The sequence below is a fragment of the Prosthecobacter fluviatilis genome, assembly GCF_042655725.1.
GTDB lineage: Bacteria > Verrucomicrobiota > Verrucomicrobiia > Verrucomicrobiales > Verrucomicrobiaceae > Prosthecobacter > Prosthecobacter fluviatilis.
Map to the genome: position 1 here is coordinate 741,892 of NZ_JBHSMQ010000001.1, position 26,726 is coordinate 768,617.

Consider the following 26,726-nt stretch of genomic DNA (forward strand, 5'->3'; position numbering starts at 1 on the left):
ATGAAGAAATCCAGCATCCTCTTGGACACCTTGCGTCGTCACTTCAGACGTCCGGTTATCACTCTCCTGGCTGTGTTCTTCCCATTCTGGGCTGTGCAGGTTCGAGGAGCCTCCTTGTACTACAACGGTTCTGACGGGCAGTGGGACACAACCACGACAAACTGGTCTTATGACAGCAGCCGCACCGACTTCGTAAACTGGTTCAACGATCTCATCGCTGTGTTTGGCGGGGATCCGGGCATCATCACCGTGAGCGGACCGATCAGCGCAGGCGGGCTCAGCTTTGGCATCGACGGGAATGTCATCACCGGGGACACCCTGACCCTGAATGCTGTGGACGGCATGCCTTCACCCATCATCAACGTCTCCGCCTTCATCGGTGCACGGATTGACTCCGTGCTCGCAGGCACCTCGGGTCTGACGAAAACCGGCAACGGCACCCTGAGGCTGGGCAGCGTCGCCAACACCTTCAGCGGAGATGTGGTCATCAACGGCGGCGCCCTCATCGTCACAGACCAGGCCCAGCTCGGCACCGGCAAGACGGTCATCTCCGTCAATGGCTTGGCAAACAGCGGCAATCCGGGCTTCAGCGGCGGCAGCCTGGTGCTCAGTGGCGCGTATGGCGGCATGACCTTCACCCGTGACATCAGCCTTTCCGGACGCGGCCCCGGTGCCAGCAACAACAGCGGCGCCCTCATCAGCGTGGGCAACAACACCATCGCCGGAAACCTGGTCGTCGGCGGCACGGCGTCGCAGGGCAACATCGTTTCTGTCTATGGCGTCACCACCATCACGGGAGACGTGCAGCTGGGCACCGGCAGCACGCAGACGTTCTTTGGCAACGGCAACTTCATCATCTCCGGCCAGGTGACCGGCTTTGACGTGGCCAATGACCGCTTTTCCAAATCTGGCAACAGCTACGCCACCACGCTCTGGCTGCAGAATGCGAACAACAACTTTGCCCAGTCCCTGCGCATTGACTCCGGCACGGTGCGCGTCTCCAGCAACGGCGCCCTGGGCAACAACCCCAGCACACAGTCCGTCGATCTCAACAACGGCATCCTGGAAGTCCGCACCGACACCCCCGGCGTGGGCAGTGCCGATTTTTCGACCCGGAAAATATTCAACCGTGACAACACCAACACGGGCATCTTCGTCAGCCGTGGCGTCGATGGCAGCGCCATCAACCAGACCGTGACCTTTGGGGAAACCCGCGCCACCGGCGCCAACACCAACTTCCGCATCACCGGCCGCGACGGCTTCAACGTCACCCTGCTGGGCTTGAACAACTCTGCGGCGGGAGTCATGGGCACCGGCGGCGGCAACAATGCCCTGATCGAAAACAACTCCAACGGCCTCCTCACCCTGGCCACCTCCAGCCTGTGGAACCAGGCGGACGCCACGGCGCGCACGCTCACCCTCCAGGGAAATGGCGACACCCTGCTCACCGGCAACCTCACCGCGACAGGCGCCGCCCACGTGGTGACCAAGTCCGGAAGCGGCACCCTGACCATCCTCGGGACTTCGAGCAACTTCCTCGGCAGCTTCAACGTCAATTCCGGCACCGTGGCGCTCAACACCTTTGGCGCGATCAACAGCGGGGCCAGCGGCGCGCTGCAGCTCAACAGCGGTGCGCTCAACTACCTCGGATCCGGCGAAGTGGTCACCAAGGCTGTCAATCTCACCGGCACCACAGGTTCCGGCATCCTTCTGGCCAATCAGACAGGCTCCGGAGCTTCCGCGCTGGTGATTGCAAACAACATCGCCGCCACCGGGGCGGGGATCAAAAACCTCTACCTCGGGGGTGAAAACACGCTGCAGAATCAGATCCTGGGCGTGATCCAGGACAACAGCGGCACCAACAAAACCTCCCTCGTCAAGATCGGCTCCGGCACCTGGCTCTATGCCCCCACAGCCTCCAATTATGTGACGGCGGGTGCCGCTGGCGTCACGACCACGGGCGGCGGTGCGGCGCAGTCCAACACCTTCACCGTTTCCAATGCTGCCAGCCTCGTCGTGGGCCAGACAGTCTCCGGCACCAACATCCCGGCGGGCTCCATCATCACCGCGATCAGCGGCAACACCGTCACGATCAACACCACCATCGGCACGGCGGTCGCCAACGGCACGGCGCTCACCTTTGGCACGGTGGGCACCTTCACCGGCAGCGTCACCGTCGCGGGCGGCACCCTGCAGATCCAGGCCACCGCAGGCAGTGGCAACGGGTCGGACGTGATCAACAACGCCTCCGCCCTCATTTTCAATGCGGACCCGCTGAACACGAACCAGGTCGCGGGCGGCACCTTTGAATACCTGGGCTACAGCGGCGGTGCGCTGACGGAAACTCTCGGCGCCCTGACCATGACGGCAGGTGCCGGCACCATCAAGATCACCGCTGGCGGCGGTGCCACGGGGCTCATCTTCACATCCCTCGTCACACCCGCCATCGGCACCGGGCTCAACGTTGTCGGCAACGGCACGGTGACGCTCAACGGCGTGGCCACCAGCACCGCCACCACGCTGGCCGGCAATGGGCACATCTACATCAACGGGGCGGATTTCGCCCGCTCCAGCAGCGGCCTGCTGGTGGCGCCCGTCTATGACACAGATGCAGGCTTTGTGACCGCAGGCGCTTCGCTCACGGCTGCCAGCCACAACTTGGTGACCAGCGACACATCCACCGATGTCCTCACCATCAGTTCGTTGAAAATTCTGGGCAGCCAGACCGTGGCCCAGACCGGGCTGCTCACGATCAACGTCGGGGCCAACACCTCGGGGGGCATTTTGCAGACAGGCGGTTCCGGCGTCATCAGCGGCGCTGGTGTGACCACAGGGGGAAATCAGGACCTCGTCGTTCGTGTGGATGGGCTCACCGACACCCTGCTGATTTCCGCCCCCATCACCGCCACGACCACGGGCGGCCTCACCAAGAACGGCCTCGGCACCCTGGTCCTGAGCGGCGCCAATGCCGAGACGGGTACCGTCACCGTCAACGAAGGCACCTTGCAGATGGCGGGCACCGGTGCGCTCGGCGGCGCCAACATCAATCTCACGATCCGTCAGGAAGCCACCTTTGACCTCAACGGCGTCAACCTCGGCACCGCAGCCTCGGGCACCAACTCCATCAACTCGCTCAATGGTGCCGGCATCATCACCAACAGCGCGGCCAGCGGCACCGCCACCCTGCGCTTTGGCAGTGCCAATGGCGGCGGCGTCTTCACCGGACTGATCCAGGACGGAGCCAGCGCAACGGTGTCTCTGGTCAAGACCGGGTCCGGCACGGTGGCCCTCACGGATGCCAACACCTTCACCGGGCCGGTGACCATTCTCGGTGGAAATCTGGACATCCCGAACATCGCCGACATCGGCGTGGCCAGCGGCATCGGCATGGGGGACGCCACCAGCGACGCCACCAATGCGGCCAGCCTCATTCTCAACGGCGGCGCGCTGCGCTATGTGGGGACCAACTCCGGCGGTGCAGTCACCGCCACGCAGACTCCCTCGGTCAGCATCAACCGTCTCTTCACGCTCGCAGGCAACGGCACCATCGCCTCCTTCGGCAGTTATGGAAACCTTTCAGCCTCACGAATCCTGAACAATGCGGCCCTGATCTTCAACAACACGGCGGATGTGGCCTTCAGCGGCAGCGGCAACCGCACCCTGACACTGGACGGCGACTCCCAGGGAGACAATGAGATCGCCATCCACCTGATCGACAATCCCAACGGCGGCACACTTTCTCTGACCAAGAACGGCGTCAGTCTCTGGATCTTGAACCCCGCCACGGCCAACACCTACAGTGGAACGACCTCCATCAACGGTGGCGCACTCCAGGCGGCGGACGGCATGGGCCTCTCCTCCAGCAGCAATCTCCTGCTCAACGGCGGCGTGTTCCAGAGTTCCGGCACCTTCAGCCGGGGATTGGGCACCGGGGCAGGGCAGTTCCGCTTCAATGCCTACGGCAACGGCGGCTTCTCCTCCGGCACCTCCAAGCTGACGGTGGACTTCAGCGGCCTCGGCACACCGGTCTGGGGAGTCACCCCCAACTTCATCGGCGCAGGGGCGCTGGTGCTCAACAACGCCACCTCCCTGGCAGACGTCGAGATCAAAGGAAATTTCGACCTCGCCCCTGGCGTCAGCAAGTCCATCATCGTGACGACCACAGCCGGAAGCTCCACGGTCAATCTGGTCAGCGGAACGACGGATGGAATGACCATCGGCCAGACATTCAGCGGCAACGCCAGCATTCCCGCCGGGCTCTACATCACCGCCATCAACAGCTCCACCCAGTTTGTGCTGAGCTCAGGCACCGGAGTCACGGCCGCCACTGGAGTGGCCACGACGGTGAACGGAGATGGCTGGCGTCAGATCCAGGTGGACGACAACGGCAGCACCAACCTTGATTTCGCCACCGTCTCCGGCTCGATCGGCGGCACCGGCGGGCTGAGCAAGATCGGCTCCGCAGGCCTCATTCTCGGAGATGCCAACACCTACAGCGGCAGGACCGTCATCCGCCAGGACGCAGTCTATGTGACCTCCATCGGTGCGGCTGGTGCCACCTCGTCCAGCTTTGGCACCAACGTCAACGGCGGCATTCTGGAGCTGGGAAATCCTGGCAGCAACACCACCGTCAGCCTGATGTATGTGGGTGCCGGTGAAACCACCACGCGCGAGATCAACCTCACCGGCACCACCGGCACCCGCCGCATCGACTCCAGCGGCACCGGGGCGCTCATCATCACCAACCTGCAAAACACCACCGCCACTTCGGTGAACACCGTCGGGGGAGACAAAACCCTGGAACTCCGCGGCACCAACACGGATGCCAACATGATCACCTCCGTGCTCGCAGACAACGCCCAGGGGCTGGGAACACCTGCCTTTGGCGGTGTGGGAGCCCTGCGCGTGCTCAAAAGCGACGGCGGTGTCTGGATCCTGAACGCCATCAACACCTACACGGGCGGCACCCGGGTGGACAGCGGCATGCTCGGCCTCGCCTCCGGCGCAGCTCTCGGCGCCGTCGGCCCCACCGGCCTGACTTCAGCCGCCGTGAACAACTCCTCCACCATCACACTGGCCAGCGGGACCACCGCAGGCCTCGTGGTGGGCATGAACATCAACGGCACCGGCATCGCCTATGGTGACACCATCACCGCCATCACCAGCGCCACGACGTTCACGATTTCCGCCGCCCGCACCATCCCGGTGAACGCGCAGCTCGTGTTTGGCGGGCTCATGATGTCAAACGCCGGCGTTTTCGCCACCGATCCCGGCGGGCTGACGATCTCGCAGCCGATCATCATGAACAACAACACGGCAGCCGTCTTCGCCGGTGCCAACGCCATCACCATCAATGGTGACGTGATCAAAAACTCCGGCGGCAACGACAACACCCTGAGCAACAATCTGGACGGCGGCGCCATGCTCACCGTCAACGGCAACTTCCTCAACTTCCAGAACGCCGCCAACGCCACGCGCCTGCTGAACATCCGCGGCTACGGCTCCACGGTGTGGAATGGTGACATCAGGGACAACGCCCTGGTCTCCACCTCCCTCACACGCCTGGACATTCGCATCGCCAACGACGCGTCCTTCACGCTCGGCAGCGCCACCTCGCTCACCGGCGGCATCGCCCTTGGCCAGGGGACGCTCATCATCGGCAATGTCAAAGCCCTCGGCACAGCCGCCAACGCGGTGATCCTCTACGGCGGTGTGCTGACCTCCGTGTTTGACCTGACGGGAGCCAACAAGCTGGTGAACGCGCTCACGCTCGCCGGCGACCCTGCCATCATCAACGGCTCCAGCAGCATCGACTTTGGAGGTGCCGTGACCAACAACGGTGCCAACCGCGTGCTGCAGAATGACCTCGGCGGCGGCGCTGAGCTCACCCTCTCTGGCGGGGTCAATCTGACTGAATCCGCCACCAACCGCACCATGGTCATCGCCGGTTCCGGGATCACCAACATCACCAGCGCGATCGTGAACGGCAGCACCTCCACCGCCTCGGCGCTGCAGTTCCAGGGCTATGCCCTGAACCTCACGGGCACCAACACCTTCGGCGGTGCACTGACGGTCAACCGCGGCACCGTCACCATCAGCGGCGCCAATGGCAGCATCGGTTCGGTTTCGGGCATCAACCTCACCGCCAGCGGCACCCTGGTGCTGGACAACACCGCCGGAAACAAGGCCGGCGGCCGTGTGGCCGGGCGTGCCTTCACCTTCAATGGCGGCGCTCTGAGCCTCATCGGAAACGGCACCACTGAAACCGTGGGCAACGCCACCGTGAACAACATCATGGGAACAATCAGCATGTCCGGCACCGGCAGCAACACGCTGACCTTTGCCACGGTCAACTTTGCCAACTCCGGCTCCTCCTGGGATCTGTCCGGGGTTGAGGGACTGGGAAGCACCAACAAGGTGAAGATCACCACCTACCAGCATGGCGGCACCACCTTCACCAACGCCATCCTGCCACGCATCTACATCTTGGATGACTTTGCCGCCTATGACGGCACCAACGGAGTGGTGCGGTTCACCGCGTACAACACCACCAACAATCTGGATGCGGCGGCCAACGGGGACACCATGAGCGTGAACTCGTCTGCCAACATGGCTTACTCGCGCACGCTCAATGCCCTGAAGATCAGCGGCAGCGGTCTTTCCATCACCAGCACGGGCAACCGCCTGCTCACACTCACCACCGGCTCCGTCATCAGCACGGGCGGCGACAACACGCTGGCCATCTCACAGATCACCATGAATGGCCAGTCCGGCTACTTCCAGGTGCAGGATGGCACGACGCTGCATGTGCAGTCCGCCCTTCTCAACGGCCAGCTGACCAAGGTGGGCGGCGGCATCCTCAGCCTGGAAAGCACGAGCTACTACAACAGCACCACCAACGTGATGGGCGGCACCCTGGTGCTCAATGCCGGGCTCAATGCCATCTTCCCTGCGGTCAACAGCCTCAACATCGGCATCGGCGCCACCGTCGATCTCAACGGCAGCACTCAATACCTCGGCAACCTGACTGGAAGCGGCAACATGCCCAACTCCGCCGGCACCCTGACCAACACGGCGCTGACCACCAGCACCTTCGTCACCAACGGTGGCGGCACCTTTGGCGGCATCATCTCAGGCGACATCAATCTGGGCCGCGTCGGTGGAAACACGCTGACGCTGGAGACCGCGCAGACCTACACCGGCACCACCTCGCTGCTGGGCGGCACCACGACCCTGGAAAACGACGCCACCCTGCTGACCACCTCCGCCATTGAGATCAACGCGGCCACCCTGATCGCCACCAGCAACACCAGCCTGCAGACGCAGAACAATGACCGCATTGGCGATGGCATCACCATCACGCTGCGGGGCGGCACCATCCAGGTCAACGGCAGGGTCAACACGGCGGCCACCGAACGGCTGGGGGACATCATCTCAGCCCAAGGGGCCAACACGATCCAGGCCGCGACTGGCGGCACCGGCACCGCCGGAGCCTTCACCTCCATGGATCTGACGATTGCCAGCCTGACACGTGCCGCTGGCACCACCGTGAACTTCCTCAACTCCACGGCGCTCGGCAGCATCGGCAACTTCCCCCGCATCGTGTTCACCTCCGCGCCCACCACGTATGGTGACGGCGTGCTGGGAGCCTGGGCCATTTCAAACTCCAACGACTACGCCGCCTACAACACCACCAACGGCGTGGGCACCGTGGGCAACGGCGGCTTTGCCGGCTATTCGGCCGTGTTTGGCAGCGGCAACATCACGGACCTCGGCACCTACTCCGTCACCCCTCTGACCACCACCCTCTCCGGTACCACGACCGCCAGCATGCTGAGGCTCAGCGGCAATTTCACCAACAACATCGCCTTCACCAGCAACAGCGATGTGCTGAACCTCGAACTCGGCGGCATCCTGCGCACCAACAATCCCTTCGACACCAGCTTTGGCACCGCCGCCATCCGCGGCGTGATCACCGCCGGCGGCACGGAAACCAGCGGAGTGCGTGAGCTGATCATCTACAACACCAACACCTCGAACCCTTCGTTTACAAATCCCAACACGGCAGGCGGCATCGTCGCAGGCTCTTCCGTGGTCATCATGAATTCCACCGTCGGCATCCAGCCCGGCATGACGCTGGTCAACGCCAATTTCCCGACAGGCACGACCGTGCTTTCTGTGGACAGCCTCACGCAGGTCACCCTGAGCAACCCGGCCATCAACAGCGCGCAAAACCAGACCTTCACCGCAGGTTCGTTCGTCAATGGCAGCACCACGCAGGGCTCGACCCAGATCACGATGAACTCGACCGCCGGCATCACGGCAGGGATGACCGTCGTCAACGCCACATTCGGCGGAGCCGCGACCACGAACGGCTCCAAAACGGTCACGCTGACCTCCACCGCAGGCATCCTCCCTGGCATGACGCTGACCAACGGCAACCTGCCTGCCGGCACGACCGTGGTGTCTGTGGACAGCCTCACGCAGATCACCGTCAGCCAGAATGCGACCGCATCCGCCACCGGCCAGACCCTGACCGGCGTCGGCATTCCTGCCGGCACCTATGTGGTGTCTGTGGACAGCCCCACCCAGGTGACCCTCAGCCAGGCCGCCAATGCCAGCGGCACCGCCAGTTCCTTTGCCGTCGGGGTCAGCAACATGATCATCAATTCGGTCATCGCGGACAATGGTTATGGCAACAAGGTGGCGATGGTGAAATCCGGCACCGGCATTCTGAATTTGTCCGCCAACAACACCTACACCGGCGGCACGGTTGTGAACCAGGGCACGCTGAACCTGATCGGCACCGGCGTGGTCCTGCCTGCCGGCGGCCTGACCATCAACAACGCGGCAGTCGTCATGCTTACGAACGTCGGGCAGATCGATGCCTCCAACGATGTCATCCTGGTGGGCAGCTCCTCCCTGACCCTGGCCGGCGGTCTGGGGCAGAACAACACGCTCAACAGCATCACGTTCAACAACAACGGCGGCTCGGGCACGCCCACCGTGACCAATCAGGCCAACAGCATCCTGACGCTCACCTCCTCCGCGCCGGTCACCGTCACCAGCAGCAATGCCTCCACCGTTCCCACCATTGCCGGCGGCTTCCTGGCTCTCAGCAGCGGAGCCAACACCTTCAGCATCCAGGGGCCGACGCTGAACGGCGTGCTCTACACGCAGATCGGCGCAGCCCTGAGCATCTCGTCGGTCATCACCGGCGCCGGAAGCAGCATCATCAAGACGGACAGCGGCCTGCTCCAGCTCAGCGGGCAGAACACCTTTGACGGCGGCATGGTGGTGCAGGGCGGGGGGATCATCCTTTCTGCCAGCAGCACCTCCACCGTGCCCAACTCGCTGGCCTCCGGGCCGCTGGGCATCGGCTCCGTGTCGTTTGCAGACGGCACCAGCCTGCTCGTGGACAATACCAGCCGCACGGTTGCCAACGCCATGAGCTTTGCCGGCAACCCGATCTTCAACAACACCAGCACCAGCCTGCCCACGCTCACCCTGAACGGCGCGCTCAGCTTTGCCACCCTGACCACCACGGGGCTGGTCGTCAATATTCCGACCCCCTACCTGAATGTGGTGCTCGGTGGCCCGATTGCGAACATCGGCTCGGTCACCTCCATCGGAGGCTCCACCGGGGCCAACACCATCACCAAATCCGGCCTGGGCAACATCACCGGCATCAATATCAACGGACTCAGCAGCACCGCCTCCATCAACATCGGCGGCATCAACAACAGCACCGCGTTCTCTCTGCTGGTCGATGGCGACAGCACCGGCTCCCTGCAGACGATCAGCATCGGGGACATCACCTGGGAGTCTTCGGTCACGGGCACAGCCCTGTCCCTCACCATCGGGCGCGCAGGCACGGCTGCTTACTTCCCGCTGGCGGTCAACAAGCTGGTCGCCCCCTCCAGCTTCAATTCGTCCCAGCTGGCCAACGGACTGTCTGTGACCAATAACAACAACTACGGCCTGCTGCTGTCAGACAACATCGCCTTCAACACCGTGTCCGCTAATCAGGGGCCCACCTTCACCGTGGCAAACGGCAGCACCTCCCTGCAGCTGGACGGGCTGATCCTCAGCGGACTGCTCACCGGCGGCCCGACCGGTGCTTCCGCCGTGGTTCTTACCAAGGCTGGAGCCGGTGTGCTCGCTTTGACCAATGCTGGCAACACCTTTGGCGGTGGCGGCTCCATCATCGACATCACTGCGGGTCTTATTTCCGCATCTTCTGACGCGATGCTGGGGGATGCTGGCAACGTCATCCGCCTCAGCGGCAACAACCTCGGCTACGGCTTCCGCGCCACAGGCACCTTTGCCACCTCCCGCACGTTCAACCTCAACTCCGCCGCAGGTGAAATCGAAGTGACCCAGGGCAACACCCTGACGCTGAACAACGCCTTCACCTTTGCCTCGGCCAACAACGCTCTCAGAAAGTATGACATCGGCACGCTCGTGCTCACCAGCCCTGAGACCGGCTGGAATGGCGTCATGTTTCTCCAGCAGGGCGTGCTGAGAGTTTCCAATGGCAACCAGCTTGGCAACGCCTCCTCCACCACCAGCGCCACGGCCACCACGGGAGCCTCCGGCCAGACGGTGCTCACACCCACGGGCGGCACCGCCAGCTACGGCGTCGGCCAGATGGTGTTTGGAACAGGCATCGCGGCGGACACTTTCATCACCGCCGTCACCGCCACCACCATCACTCTCAGCGCCAACACCACGGCCGCGAATCCGACCATCACCACCTCCGCAGGCGGCATCATCCTGGCAAACGTGGGCGCTGCTCTCGAACTGACCGGCGGCGTGACCGTGGCGGACGGGATTTTTGTCAATGCATCCAACAATGCCACCAGCGCGGGCATCAACGCTGGTGGTGCCATCCGGGCCACCGCAGGCGTCAACACCGTGTCGGGTCTGATCACCATCTCGACCTCCACAGCGGACAACCAGATGCGTGCCGTCACTCTCGCGGCGGATGCCGGTGCCACGCTCAACATCACCGGCGGCGTGCTGGGCCAGGTGGGCACCGCAGGTGCCAACCGTCATTCCTGGGTCGGACTGGGAGGAGACGGCACCATCAACATCACCACCACAGGTTTCACCAACACCGGCACCCTGGGCATCTACCAGCTGAACAAATACGGCACCGGAACCCTGAACCTCCAGGTGGCAAACGCCTTCTCCGGCCGTGACGTCATCGTCAAGCAGGGCACGCTGTCCTTGAATGGCGCAGGCACCTTGGGCACCCTCGGCTCCGGCCAGGGAACCACGCGCAACGTCATTGTGCATGATGTTGGCGCTCTGGTGCTCGACAACTCCGGCTCCAACGTCAGCAACCGCCTCGGCAATGCGGCGCTGATTTTCCAAGGCTCCGATTTCCGCATCATTGGCAGCAGCGGCGCCACCACGACGGAGACCACCACGGGTTCCATGACCATCAATGCCGGCGCGCTGGTCTTCACCCTGGACGCCGGGGCAGGGCAGCAGCTGAACTTCACCACGGCCGGAGTCACTCGCAACGCAGGCTCCACGCTTCTCATCCGTGCGGATGGTTTTGGCAGTGCGGCGGGTGCCAATGTGGCCACCATTCAGGGCAGCACCGCCACCTACACCTTCACCGGCCAGCTCGGTGCCACCGGCACGACCAACAAATCGATCCTTCCCTGGGCCATCGGAGACACCAGCCTGAGTGGCACGGGCATCGGATTTGTCACGGCAGACTCTGCTGCGGCCGGGGCAAATGCAGGCACCAACCGCCTCCGTCTGCTCAGCGGCTCCGAGCAGGTCACAACGCTCTCGACTGCAGGCACCAACGTGAACCTGACCTCCTCCGCCAATCTGGCCGCCTCTCTTTCCATCAACTCTCTGCAGCTCGGCAGCGGCGGCGGCATCACCCTCTCCGGCGGTGCGGTCCTGACTCTGGAAAGCGGTGGCCTCCTGGTGCAGGCTGGCAACTCCGGCATCTCCGGCTCCGGCACGCTCACCACCGCCAGCAATCGTGAGCTGATCATCTACAACGTTGGAGATCTCACTTTGGGAGTCGCCATCGCCGGGACCAGCGGAGGGCTCACCAAGTCGGGTGGCGGCACTCTGACCCTCGCCGCTGGCAACACCTTCACCGGTGCTGTCACGGTGAACCAGGGCACCCTGAAGCTCGATGGCACGGATTTCAGCCTGACAGCCAACCAGACCATGCAGCTCCTGGGCGGCAACCTTGACCTCAACGGCACCGTGCAGAACATCAACAACCTGCAGGCCCAGACCGGCACTCTGGCCGTGAACGACGCCTTCGCCGTCAACACGGCAGGCTACGTCATCAACACCTCGTTGGCTCAGGCCACCCTGGGGCTCACCACCGCCAATGTGTCTTTCCGCGGCGCCATCGGCAATGGCAATGCGGCGCAGAGCAACATCGCCGTCGTGCGCTCCCAGGCCGCAGGTCTCACCCAGGACTGGAATCTCTACGGGGACAACACCTACACCGGAGCCACCCTGCTCAACGGCGGTCGCACGCAGCTTATCGAAGGCGGCCGTCTGAGCGGGACGACTTCCATCGAAATCACAAACTCCACACTTCTTATCAGCGCCGGCAACATTTCCACGGAGCCGCTCAGCCTGACGGACCGCATCAATGACGCAGCATCGATCACCCTGAACGGTGCCATGTTCCAGTGGCGCAGCCGCGCCGCGCTCTACAGCACGGAGCAGCTCGGTGCCGTCTCCCTCGGCTACGGCAGCAGCATCATCGATATGGCGGAGCCCGGCACGAGCGTGAACCAGTCAGATGTCACCTTTGCCAGCTTTGCGCAGCTCGCCGGTCAGCACGGCACGGTGCGTTTCCTGAACATTGACGGCAACATTTCCGCCCTACAGCGCCTGTTCATCTCCAACCTCAACGGTGTCGCCACCACCAATATCGGGGACGGTCTCACCAACAACCTCATCGGCGGCTGGGCCACGTTTGAGCGTGAATTTGCCACCTACACCCCGTCTCAGGGCATTGGCGGTCTGACCAACAACGGCTACGCGGGCTACTCACCCAACACCATTTTCAGCGGCACTGCGGTTGATAACGTCCGCATTCTGCTGCCAGTCGCCGGCTCAACCACCACCCTCACGGCAGACACCACGCTCAACAGCCTGAACCTTCAGGCAAACACCGGTGCCACCGGCAGCAGCGTGCTGGATCTGGGCGGCAAAACCCTGACGCTTGCGAGCGGAGGCCTGATCGCATCGCCGATCTCCACCACGGCGTCGGCCAACAGCATCAACATCATCAACGGCTCGCTGACCGCCGGCACCACGTCCAGTCCTGCGGATCTCTACCTGCACGCGCTGAGCTGGCTCAACAACCAGGCTGACAACACCGGCAACGCGGACGTCACCGTCTCGGCAAACATTGTGGACAATGCCGCCGGCGGCTCCGTGGCCCTGGTCATCGACGGGAACCAGGGACGCGGAACGTTGAACAACACCAACGACGTGTTCATCACCGGCTCGAACACCTACACGGGCGGGACATGGGTGAATTCAGGTCGCATCGTGCTGAACAATGCTGCGGCAGATGGCGTCACCACCTTCGCTGTGCCTGGAAATCTGACCATCTCCGGCGGCTACAGCAGCAATCCTGCAAACTACACTGACCGCAACACCCAGGTGATTCTCGGGGCTGCCGATCAGATGGCTCACACCGGCATCCTGACCATCCTGGGCGGTGCCACCTTTGACACCAACAACTTCAACCAGACGGTTGGTGGCGTGGTGTTCAACAACAATGGCGGCAATTCTCCGGTGCTGAACGTCGGCACGGGGGCCTTCACGTTGAACGGCAACCTGACCGCCACATCACAGAACCTTGGGGCGGTCTCGCAGCTCGGCGTCGTCATGACTGCAGCCACCACCAGCGGCAACGCCACGGTGACGGTTACCAGCACGGCAGGACTGGTGGTTGGCACGCCGGTCATCGGCGCTGGTGTTCCGGCCGGTGCAACCATCGCCTCCATTGTCAGCCCGACGCAGTTCACGCTCTCAGTGAATGCAAACGCCACCGCCACCACCAATCAGCTGGTCTTCTTCGGCCTCGGCGCGGTCGATCTGAACGGCGCGGTGCGCACGTTTGACATCAGCCCGGTGCAGTGGAATGGCGAGATCCTCTCGCCCACATTGTCCACTCTGGACATCAGCTCTCCGCTGACCGGCACTGGCGCATCCGGCATCAACAAGACCGGGACTGGCAACCTCACCTTCAAGGTGGCCAACACCTACTCCGGAGCCACCACGATCACGAATGGCAGGATCACCTACGGAGTCACCAATGCGCTGCCCACGCTGACGGCGCTCTCCGTGCTGGCCAACGGCACGCTGGACATGAACGGTTTCAACGGCGCGGTGGGCTCTCTCGCCAGCGAAGGTGCAGGAGCGGGCGGCGTGGTCACCAACACGGCCTCTGGCACAAATGTCACGCTCACGGCAGGTGCGGACAATTCCAGCACCATCTTTGGCGGCACGATCACCAACAATGCCAACTCCATCCTGAACTTCAGCAAGGCTGGAACCGGCACCCTGACTCTGACGGGTGACAGCACCTACACGGGCCGCACGTGGATCCAAAACGGCGCGCTGAGTGTCAGCACCATCAGCAACGTGTCCGGCGGCGGTTCCAGCAGCAATCTGGGTGCGCCTGTCACCGTGGCCAACGGCACCTTGTATTTCGGTTTGGGTGCAGACACCGGCACGCTCATCTACACCGGGCTGGGCCAGACCATCGACCGTGTCCTCAACCTCGCCGGCACCACGGGTGGCGGTGTCATTGCCAATAATGGCAGTGGCGATCTGACATTCATCGGGAACACCACCTCCACCACCCTGGGGGCCAAGTCGCTGACCTTCACCGGCTCCTACACGGGGGTCTTCAACTACATCGGCACCATCGGCGACACCGATGGTTTCGTCCAGCGCGGACCAGTGTCCGTGGTCAAGGACGGAGCCTCTTCCACGCTGTTCCTGTCAGGCGGAAACGCCTACACCGGCAGCACCATCATCAATACTGGCATCATCCAGCTCGCCGGCGCCAGCCCGGTCTCCATCATTCCGGACCGCTCCGGTGTGGTGCTGGCAAACGCAGCCGGAGTCGCGCTGGATCTGAGCGGAAACAGCGAAACGCTGGGCTCCCTCTCAGGCGGTGGCAGCACGGGCGGGAATGTGCTGCTGACGGGCACAAGCTCCCTCACCCTTGGGCTGGACAATGCAGACGTGGTCTTCGCCGGAGGCATCATCGGCGGCAGCACAGGCGGTCTGACCAAGCTCGGCAGCGGCACACAAACGCTCGCCGGCACCATCGACTTCACCGGAGATGTGGCCATCAGCAACTACGGCGGCCAGTCTGGTGGCGGGTTGATTCTCGCAGGTGGAGCTGTGCTTGCCAGCACGGCCAAGGTCCGCAACACCGGCTGGAACACCGTTTTCGGCATCAACAGAAACGAAACCATCACCACGCTGACAAGCACGCGTAACACCGTGCTTGCCCTGGGGGCCGGAGCCACGCTGACGACCACCTACACCAATGGAACCCCCACCACCGTCAGCGCTCTGGCGGACTCTGACAACACCATCCGCGTCATCAAGCTGGACTCCAGCACCGCAGGGCTCACTCCGGGCATGCTGATCTCCGGCAGCACCGGAGTTACCAATGCCACAGGCATCATTCTGCAGATCATTGATGGCAACAGTGTGCTCATCAACCAGCTCCCCGGCGCCACAGTCACAAACATCCCCACCCTCACCATCACACCCACCGGTGTGCTGAGCAGCGCCATCACAGGTGCTGGCGGGTTCACCAAAAATGGTGCTGGCGATCTCTTCCTCACCGGGCTCAGCACCTACTCCGGTGCCACCACCATCAATGCCGGAACAGTCTGGGTCGGTGGCGGCATCTGGGACGGGGCCAGGTATGCCATTCAGGATGTCCTGAGCGACAGCTCGCAGATTGTCTTTGCCAATACAGGCTCCCAGGTTCTGAATTTTGCCGTCAACGCCACCAACCTCGTGCCATTTGAGCGTGTGGGCTCGATCAGCGGGGGCAACGGAACCAGCACCACCATCAACCTCAGCGCGCTCACCACCGGAGGCTTTGGTGCAGGAACAGCCACAGCGAGCATCGGTGCGCTCGCCATCGGCGGGGACAACAGCAGCTCCACCTACAACGGCCAGATCTTTGGGGGTGGCGGCACCTGGCTCATCAAGGAAGGCTCCGGAACCTTCACCTGGAACAATGCGATCTCCGACGGGGCTACTTTTGACGGCACCGTCCTGCTGGACAAAGGCGGTTTCACCACCACCGGGGCTTTCGGGCTCGACGGTGCGCAGACGTTGTTCATTCAGAATAACGGCGGTGTCTTTACCTCGGGCGTTTCAGTCAACGACACCGTCGCCATCCTCCAAGGCGGCGGCAAAGGTGCCTACCGTGTGCTGCCCAGCGGCAACGTGGGCGGTCTCTATGCCAACTACATCAACGGCGCGGATGGCTCGGTCGTGCTGAGCACGGCGGGCATCAGGCTCATCGTCAGCAGCGGCACCAGCTCCATCTTCGGTGGCATCATCTCCGGCGTGGGTGACCTGCAGAAGGACAACGCGTCTTCCACTCTCGAACTTCGCGGTGCCAACACCTACACGGGTCAGACCATCTTCAATGGCGGCTTTTTGCGCCTGGGCGTCTATGGCGCTGGCGCAGGTGTGGGCGCGCTCGGCACTGGTGGCAACGGCACCCTGGCTCTGGGCAGCAGCCTGCGTGGCGTCGCCGGCATCTTGGACCTGAACGGCACGGCCCAGACCGTCTCCCGCTTTGCCGCAGCATCCACCGCTGGCACCATCCAGCTGGTGAACGGCTCGCTTACTTTGGTGGATCAAAACACCCAGACAGTTGGCACGGCCCTTACCGGCAACCTGAACAGCGTGCTCAACATCAGCTCCACCGTTGCCGCCCAGACCCTGACACTGACAGGCAATAACGTGGGCTTTGGCGGCACCATCAATGTGAACGCCAACGTCGCACTGACGCTGAATCGTGCTGGCGGCGCCATCAACAGCACAGGAATCCCCGCCGCCCGCATCAATCTCAACGGCACAGGCACTCAGCTCACTGTCACTCTGGCGGACACCATCGGCTCACTGGCTGGCGCGGGCAATGTCGTGCTCACCCAGACGCTGACTTTGCGCGAAGCCCGCAGCGGTGCGGTCTCCGCCCTTGGATTCTCTGGTGCCACCAGCGGTGCAGGCGCTCTGGTGCTTGGCAACTTTGGCGGGCTGACACTGTCAGGAACTCTCGCACACACCGGCGGCATCACGCTGTCTTCCAATTCGACGATCATTCTCAACTACGGTGCCGGCAACGACATCCTGCCGTCCACCGGCGCGCTGACACTCAATGGCGGAACCATCCGCATCATCAGCACGGGCAGTGGCATCCTGGAGTCTGTCGCCTCCACCGCGCTCAATGCCGGTGCTTCATCCATCGAATCCTGGATCAGCTTTAATGCTGACGATGAGTCTTACCAGCTGCCCGGATTTGCCGGCATCAATCTCGGTACCATCACGCGGGCGGCTGGCGCGACCATGAATTTTGGCGGGGGCGCTGCGGCGACCACCACAGCCAATGGCACCAGCGGCATCCTGGGTGGCTGGGCTACATTTGGCGGGGACACCTGGGCCGTTGCCAACGGGGCAGGCTCAGCCATCACCGGGCTTGCCACTTACTCGGCCAATGCCTTTGGCACGGATCTCAACACTGACATCACGGCAGCCGGAGCTGTGGCAGGGGCAGACACCGCGACCATCCGCTTCAGCGGTGCCAATGACGCCGATGTCACCGGGGCTGTGACTCTGGCCACTGGGGGCGTGCTCGTCAGCAGCAGCGTGGGTGCTCATACATCCACCATTTCCGCCAGCCTCGCGTCAGGCGCAGGCGGTGAACTGATCCTCAATCAGTACAATGTCTTTGGAGATTTGGTGCTCTCCAATGTGGGCGGCACCAACACCATTATCACCACCGCAGGCGGTGGCCGCACTTTGATCACGAACAACATGGGTGGCACCGGCGGCGTCAACATCGGCTATGGCTACCTTCAGCTTGGAGACGCCTCCATTGGCGGCAGTTCCGCCGGCATGGTGGGCAGCGGAGCCATCCTGAACAACGGCACCCTCGGCTTTAACCGCAGCAACTCAGTGACCATCGCCGCCGTTATCTCCGGCCTTGGCAATCTTGAGCAGCTTGGCTCCGGCACGACCATTGTCACCGGAACGAACACCTTCCAAGGCCGCGTCACCGTGCGTGCCGGCACCCTGGAAATCCAGAACACCTCCGGATTGGGCGCCGCGTCCAGCTCAGTGACCAACCGCTGGGCCAATCTCACCTCGGTGAATACCGGCGGTACGCTCAACATCAACGTTGCCGGTGGTGGCACGACGACTGAATTCCTCAATCTCGATGGTGGTACACTCACCCTCAGCGGCACAGCGGCGCAGACGCTTGCCGGCCCGGTGATGCTGACCAGCGGCAGCACCATCAATCTCAACTCGGCCTTCGGCCACGTTGTCAGTGGTCAGATCATGTCCGCCACGGGTGTTGGACTCACGGTCAACAGCACCGTCGCAGGAGGCACCCTCATCCTGACCAATGCGGCCAATCAGATCAACGGAACGCTCACCATCGGCACAAACGCTACTGTCCAGTTCGGCAACAACAGCGCCGGCGGTCTCGGCACCCGGTCTGAGATCGTCAACAACGGCACCGTCATCACAAACACCAACAACGGCCACCTGGTGCTGGGCAGCAAGATCTCCGGATCCGGCAACTTCGTGCAGACTCGCAACACGGTTTACTTCACCGCAGACAACACCTACACAGGCACGACCACGCTGGGGCTCCAGTCCGTGAATGCCGCGACCTCCCTGCGGATCGGCAATGACACCTACACAGGCTCACTTGGCACAGGCGATGTCATTCTTCAGTCCACCACGGGTGGATCAACCGACCTTCGCTGGCACCTGATCGGTGACACCGTCGTTGCCAACAACATCACGCTCAATCCCAACACCGACGGCTCTACGGCGCGCAATGCCACCTTGCTCCGCCAGGGGCTGGGCAACATCACTCTCACTGGCAACCTGACCATCGGCTCCACCACGGGTGCGCCCAACACCCAGGTGGCGGTTCTTCAGTCTGAGGGCGGCGGTGTTTTGTTCATGAACGGCACTCTGGTGAACGCCGACTCGACTCATCTGCTGAACGTGGTCAACAACGGTGTCATCGTGTTCGGCGGCAGCGCCAGCAACACCTACAACGGCGTCCTTTCCGGCAACAATGTCTGGGTCTTCCAGAACTCGGGTGTCACCACGCTGGCTGGCGTTAACACCTTCAACACCGGCCATACTTACATTGAAAAAGGGACGGTCGTGCTCACCGGCGGTGCGGCCATTCAGGATGACAACGACACCCATGTGCTCAATGGCGGCACCCTCAGTGTTGCCATGACAGAAACCATTGGCCAGCTCTACATGCAGCGCGGGGCCATCACCACCATTGCTGCCGGTCAGACTTTGACTGTGGATGACAGCGGTGCGCAGCTCATCGCTGGCTCTTTCCAAGGCTTGGGCAATCTGACCCTGGGCGGCGGGAATTTCATGGCCATGTATGGCACCAACACCATCACGGGGGCGCTTCAGCTGGGCAGGCTCTCGGACAACAGCAACGGGGCCATCCAGTCTGCCAATTTCGCCAACGCCCTGGGAAGTTTCAGCTCGATCACCCTCGGCGCAGGCACGGGCGTGGGTGGGCTTGAGTATGTGGGCTCTGGTGAGACGTTTGCCAAAAACATCATCCTGGCAGGTACGAACACGACGGGCAACTACATCGCCGCCAACGGCAGCGGCGCTCTCGTTCTCAGTGGAAATCTCACAGCCACCGCCACGAACACCCTCCGTCTCATTGGTCAGACCGGCGGCTATTTCAACCCCATCAAAAACACGGTCTCAGGCATCATCAGCGAAGGCGCCTTTGTGCTTTCTCTCGCCATCCCGGCCTCTTCCAATGACGATCGCTTTGGCCTGACCAATCTCTGGGCTCTCACCAATGCGGCCAACGACTTCTCAGGAAAGATCACGGTTGGCATCGGCATGCTGGAGTTTGGCGGTGCGCTGGGCGCAGGCGGCTCTGTGAGCACCAGCCAGATGGGCGATCTCACCGTTGCGCGCACGATTGATCTGGGCACCAACAACTTCGACGGTCGCCGCTACGACCAGTATGGCAACACCGACCAGATTGGAGCTGCAGGCGTGTCGCAGGGGACGAATACCATCACGCCGAATTCGGGTTCCGTAGGCACCATCATCTTCAACAGCACAGACACCACCACCTTTGTGGTGCCGACGGCGATCACCTGGACGCAGTCCTACAGCAGCACCACAAATCCTGGCGCAGGCCAGATCATCAACAACGGAGCCGGTGCCGTGGTGCTCCAGGGCAGCTTCACGTCTGGAGCCAGCGGGAACCGTGCATGGATCCTGGACGGCTCCAACACGGGAACAAACACGATTTCAGGGGTCATCTCGAATGGCACCAGCAATGTGGTTTCCGTGACCAAGGAAGGTGCGGGCACCTGGCGGCTCAGCGGTGCGAACACCTTTACGGGCACCATCACCATCAACGACGGGATTTTGGAACTCGCGGGCGGTGCCGCCCTCGCAGACAGCGCCGGAGTCGCCCTCAATGCTGATGGCGGAGACGGCTTCTTCTCAGGCACTGCGAAGCTGAGGATCATCAACTCAGAGACGGTGGCCACGGTCACCGGGGATGTGCTGACCGAGGCGGAAATCCTTGCCGGCCAGACCCTCAGCATCACCGGCGGCAGCAGCACCATGAACGGTCTCTTCACCGGCGGCGGCGGTCTCACAAGAACGGTGTCCTCCTCCACTGGAGCCACACTGACCACCACCGGCAGCAACACTTATCTTGGTGTGACCACCATCGGTGCCACCGGCGGTGCCACCGCCAGCGCTGGCATGACTGTTTACTATCTTGCCGATGGCGGCTTTGCCAGCGGCATCGGTGCTTCAGGAAGCGCGGCAGGAAATCTCGTTTTTGTGAGCAACACCGCGGCAAATCAAGGCGGCATACTCACCTGGCAGGGGCTGACAAACCAGAGCACAGACCGTCTTTTCACCATGGGCCTTGGCGCTCTTGCGGCACGCATCAATGCCTCCGGCACCGTCGTAGGCACCAATACGCCGACTCTCACATTCAGCAATACGGGCGCCATCGCTTTCACTGGCAGCGGAGCCCGCACCCTGACTTTGGGTGGTTCCACGATCTCAGACAACACCTTCAGCCTCAAGATCACGGATCAGGGTGGTGCCACTTCTCTCTCGAAAGTGGACGGTGGCATGTGGGTTCTCGCACCTAGCGCAGGAAACACCTACACGGGTGGCACCACGATCACTGCAGGCACGCTGGCCATCCTTGCCGGCAATGCGCTGGGCACCGGCCTCGTCACGATCAATGGAGCGTCTGGCAACGGCCTGGAAATCCGCAGCGGCATCACCCTGGCCAACAACATCACCAACTCCACGACAGACGGCGGCATTGGCGTCACCGGCGGCTCCAGTGTTCTGACCGGTCTGCTCACGATCAGCAACCAGCTACGCTTGTCCGTCGACGCCGGAGCTTCCGTGGAGTTCAACAACGCCACCTCCTCAGTCACAGGCAGCGGCACCTTGCTCATCTTTGGCAAGGGCACAGTGATCCTGTCCGGTGTCAACGGCTCCGGTTGGACCGGTCAGACAGTGGTGCGCGACGGCAGGCTGGTTCTTGATTACGGCACCAACAACAACAGCAAGCTGGCAGATGGCGCGGCCCTGACACTGGGCACCATCACCGCGCTGACGACTGTGGGTGTCGATGCAAACGTGCCTGGCCAGAGCAAGATCATCGGCACGTCCGGGGGCTTGATCGAATTGAAAGGCGGGAGCCACACCGAAGTGGTGAGCGCCACCACCATCGCTCCAGGCTCCAGCGCGGTCATCCGCACCAGCGGGACCTCGGTGCTCAGGATGAATGCCATCACCCGCAACACCGGGGGCACCATCGACTTTGGGGCTGCGAATATCGCGCAGGTGGACACCACCAACACGAATGGCATTCTTGGCATCGGTTACGCCACTGTGGGCAAGACCGACTGGGCCGTGAACTCGACCAATGGCGGCGACGGTGCAGTGACCGCCTACACGGCCTACAGTGTGAACACCTACGGTGCCACAAACAACGTGGACGTGACCAATTACTCCATCACGGGCACCGCAGCCAACACGCTGCGTTTCAACACCGCCGCTGGCGGCACCCTTGATCTGGGCGGCGGCATTCTGGCCATGACCGGCGGCGGCCTGCTTGTGACCCCGAATGTGACTTCGGGAGACGTCATCATCAGCAATGGCTTCCTGCAGAATGCGGCGACGACGGCCGGTCTGGAGGCTCTCATCATCCTGCAGAACAGCACCCGGGCGCTTCAGATCGATGCAGTCATTCAGAACAACTCGGGAGCACAGGCTCTGACCAAGTCCGGCACCGGGATCGTTTACCTCAATGCCCTGAACACCTTCAGCGGAGCGATCAATTTGAATGAGGGCGAAATCCAGGTGGGCGGCACCGCTGCTGCGCCCTCTGTTGCCACCAATGCCTTCCTCGGCGGGTATGGCCTCTCACCGCAGGGCAACGTCATCAACATGGGGGCAGGCTCCACTCTCCGCTTCCTCACCACCAACACCGCCGTTTACAACACCGGCATCATCACCGGTGACGGCACGATCATTCTCGATGTCGGAAACCTCGGCGTCTTGCTGTTCGATGACGACAACGGCAACTTCTACGGCGACATCATCGTCAACAGCGGCACGATCCAGGTCGGTTTGAACAACAATGCGCTCGGCAACGTGCGTGGCATCACCACCATCGGTGGCACCGGCATTCTACAGTTCAATGACAGTCGAAACATCGGTGAATTCATCACCTACAACGACGGTGCCACCGTCACCACGCTGGCTGCTGCTGCGGGCACGCTGAGCGGCAAGCAGAGCATGAACAACACCACTGCTGCGGGGCTCACCTTCAACATTGTTGCGCCAGTCACCTCCACCAGCGTCGGCCTGAACATCTCCGGCATTGTCTATGCGCAGAACGGCTTCACCAAGACCGGCGCCGGCATCCTGCAGATCAGCGCCAATAATTTCTCCGACGTCTATGATGGCTACACAGGCATCAACAAGACGCCGACCTTGTACGGCCAGATCATGGTCAACGAGGGCATCCTCTATGTCGGGGGCACTCGTGCGCTGGGGGCATTCGGCGTCGGCAACGAAACAGTCGTCGCAGACGGTGCCTCGGTCGATCTTCGCGGCCAGGCTCTCAACCTTGGAGATGACAGCGATCCTTTCCGTGAAATCTTCAAGATCACTGGCGCAGGATTCAACGGCACCGGGGCTCTGCGCAACTCCACAGGCACAGGTCAGATTTCCTTCCTGACTCTCGATGGTGATGCAACGATCAACAGCGGCGGCACGGCCAACGGCTCTGCATTTGTCATCGGCACCTATGATACCAACCTGAGCAACGCCAACGGCCTGAATGGGGCGCTGACCCGGAACCGCCCTGTCATCGCAGGCAACAACAGAACCCTCACCATCATCGGCGGACGCAACGCCAGTGACAACATGGTCTTTGCAGACGTCAGCTTCTCCAGCGCGCTCGACAAGCTGCTGATCCGCGGCAGCAGCGTCCGCTTCCGCCATGAAGTGTCCGCTTCAATCGCGGACAACGGCATCCAGAGCACCGACATCATCAACGGCATTGAAATCGGCTACGGTGGTCAGACCCAGGCTGATGTGACCAACCCTGGGCTGGGGCTCGGAGCCAACACGGGCGCGCGCCTGCTCTTTGAAAACCAGTTCAACACTCACAATACGGTGAACATCGCGATGAACGGCGTGATCGCGGCAGCCAACAATGGCTACAACTACCTGCAGGTCGATTTCTTCACCATTCAGGACGGTTCCACCTTCCTCGATGGCAACCTCACACTCTCCGGCACTGCCGACCGCAACATCATCATCTCCGACTCCATCGGAAACTATTCTGTGGTAGAGCAGGGGAACACCACTGAGTCACCCGCAGCCAAGCTGGTGATTGGCGGTGTGATTCAAGGCAACGGCGGCTTCACCAAGATCGGCTTCAGCGAGCTTCGGCTGACGGCCAACAACACCTTCACCGGAGACCTGAACGTGCTGCGTTATGGCTACGCCGCCCTGCCTTGGGAAAGCCACGCTTACACCATCAATGGTGTGACGTACACCACTCAGGGGCAGGCTGAAGGATGGGCCGAGTGGGGCCTGACGCTCAATGGTGCCAACGGCGTGCTTTCGGGGGTGACGAACATCAACCTCCAGCGCCGTGGCATGATCACCCTGGACAACACCAATCGTCTTGATGCGACCTCCGGTGTCACCGGCGGCAACAACAACAACCGCATCAATGACAATGCCATCACCAGCATGAGCAACGGCTGGCTGCGCCTCAGCGGAGGCACCGTCAACAACACGGAAACTCTTGGGACCGTCAACATCTTGACCGGAACGAACATCATTGATTTCTACCCGACCGATGGTGCTGGCGCCAACATGACACTCACCATCAACACCCTGAACCGCTCAGCTGGCGGAGTCGTGCGGTTTGTGGATTTGGACGCCACATCAACCTTCAGCACATCTGCTGTGGGAGACAGCGTGCGTGTGGCCGTCGGAACGCTCGGCACCGACTTGGTTGGCAACAACACCATGGCCACCGACAAGCAGATCGCCATCGGCATTCTGGGGGGCATCATTCCGCTGGGGCTGGACACCGATCTGCGCATCCTCGGCTTCAACAATGGCAACATCAGCGACCTTTGGAACCAGCAGCGCAACCTTCAGTATCTGGGCGGCAGCAATTTCATGACCTATGACGGCGGCTACCTGCGCCCGCTGGATGACTCCGAATACTTCACGGCCTCCGGCGGGCTTCTGGGCAACAGCACCGCCCTGGGGCTGAACCAGAATGTCAGCCTCAATGATCTGGCAACCGTGATGAAGGAGAGCACGACGATCAACGCCCTGCGTTTCGGACCTGTCTTTGACAGCAACGGCTCAGGCGGCAGCGTGAACAGCACCACGGCCCTGACCTCCTACACCAACCATCATGCAGTGCTGCTTTATGTTGACGGGACACTGAGCATTTCGTCAGGCATGATCAGCAGCGCCACCTTCACGGTGGGCAATACTGCGGATGCGGCGACGTACATCCTGGGTGGGAACCTGGACTTCGGCAGCCGTGAAGCGATCTTGAACTCTCAAAACGGCTTCTATGCCACCACAACGGGCGCCATTGGCAGCGGCACACTGCACATCCGCTCGAACATCATCGGCACCGGCGGGCTGCTCAAAACGGGCTGGGCCCAGGTGGTTTTGGCGGGCAACAACACCTATACGGGCATCACCACGATCAGCGATGGCGACCTGCAGGTGGCCAATGGCCGCTCCGGCCTCGGAGCCGGCGGTGCAGGCAATGGTGTCGTCATCACCGGAAACGGCAATCTTAGTGCCAATTCCGGTGTGCAGATCGGCAGCAAGACGGCGCGCGAAGACATCTACGTGGGTGTGCTCTCGGGCGACCAGCAGATCCTTCGCAACTTCAGCCGCACGCTGAATTACTTTGGCAACATCACCATCGACAACGTGGACCTGGCCGGCCAGGCTCTGTTCACGCCTCGCATCCGTCTGGATGGCAACAGCAACACCATCATCAATGGCAACATTGCCGGTGGCAACACCGCCATCTCCAATGACATCACCCAGATCGACTCCCGCATCGTGCAGTTTGACACATCGGGTGAACTGACCCAGCTCTTCATCTTCCGTGGAACCTTTGGGGACAAGCTGGACGCAAACGGCAACGCCATCCCGATTGCCGACACGATCTCCACTCTACCAACACTCGCAGGTGTGCGGACAAACGAGAATGAGGTGCTGCGTGTCAATCTTGCCCCAGGAAATGATCAAACGGCCTTCATCTTCGAGCAGCAGTACAATGCTGTCGGCCGTCTTACTCTGATCCGTGGCAACATGATGATCACCTATGATCCGAACGCTGTGGGCAATGACGGCACCGGTTTCTGGACCAACACCGCCATCAGCCGGATTCCGAACGCCGACTCCAACACCACCTCCTTTGCCATCAACGGTGGCACAAGCATGCAGGGCTTTGTCATGGGAAATACCGGGAATGCCTTCAGTTCGCTTTTCCTGACCCGTGATGGCCAGTTCTTTAACATGGCTGCCTGGTCCATGGTGGGCACCGGAGCCAAGTACGTGGGCGGCTTGAATGAAGAGGGAACCGTCACCTTTGGCACCGGCACCGGCTCGCTGGTGACGGGCAGCATCGTGGCAAACCTCCAGGCCCAGAGCGGCGGCACCGTGGTGTTCAACCAGGTGATCACCGGCAACACCGGCAGCACCACGGCTCCGAATTTTGGCTTCCTCAAGCAGGGCCGCGGCACCGTCATCCTGCAAAACACCGGTCTTGCATCCGCTTCCGACTCCAATTTCGTCCTTGCTGGCGGCACATTGGTGCTCAATCACAC

1 protein-coding gene (running past one end of the window) is annotated in these 26,726 nt (G+C 62.1%); it reads left to right on the forward strand.

Annotated features, from left to right (window positions below; translation table 11 throughout):
- Window positions 1-26,726: the 5' portion of an autotransporter-associated beta strand repeat-containing protein gene (locus tag ACFQDI_RS02875; RefSeq protein WP_377163208.1), read on the forward strand. Its footprint extends 3,358 nt past the window's final position; 26,726 of the gene's 30,084 nt are visible here — the first part of the coding sequence; its start codon is at window positions 1-3; its stop codon lies beyond the right edge, outside the window.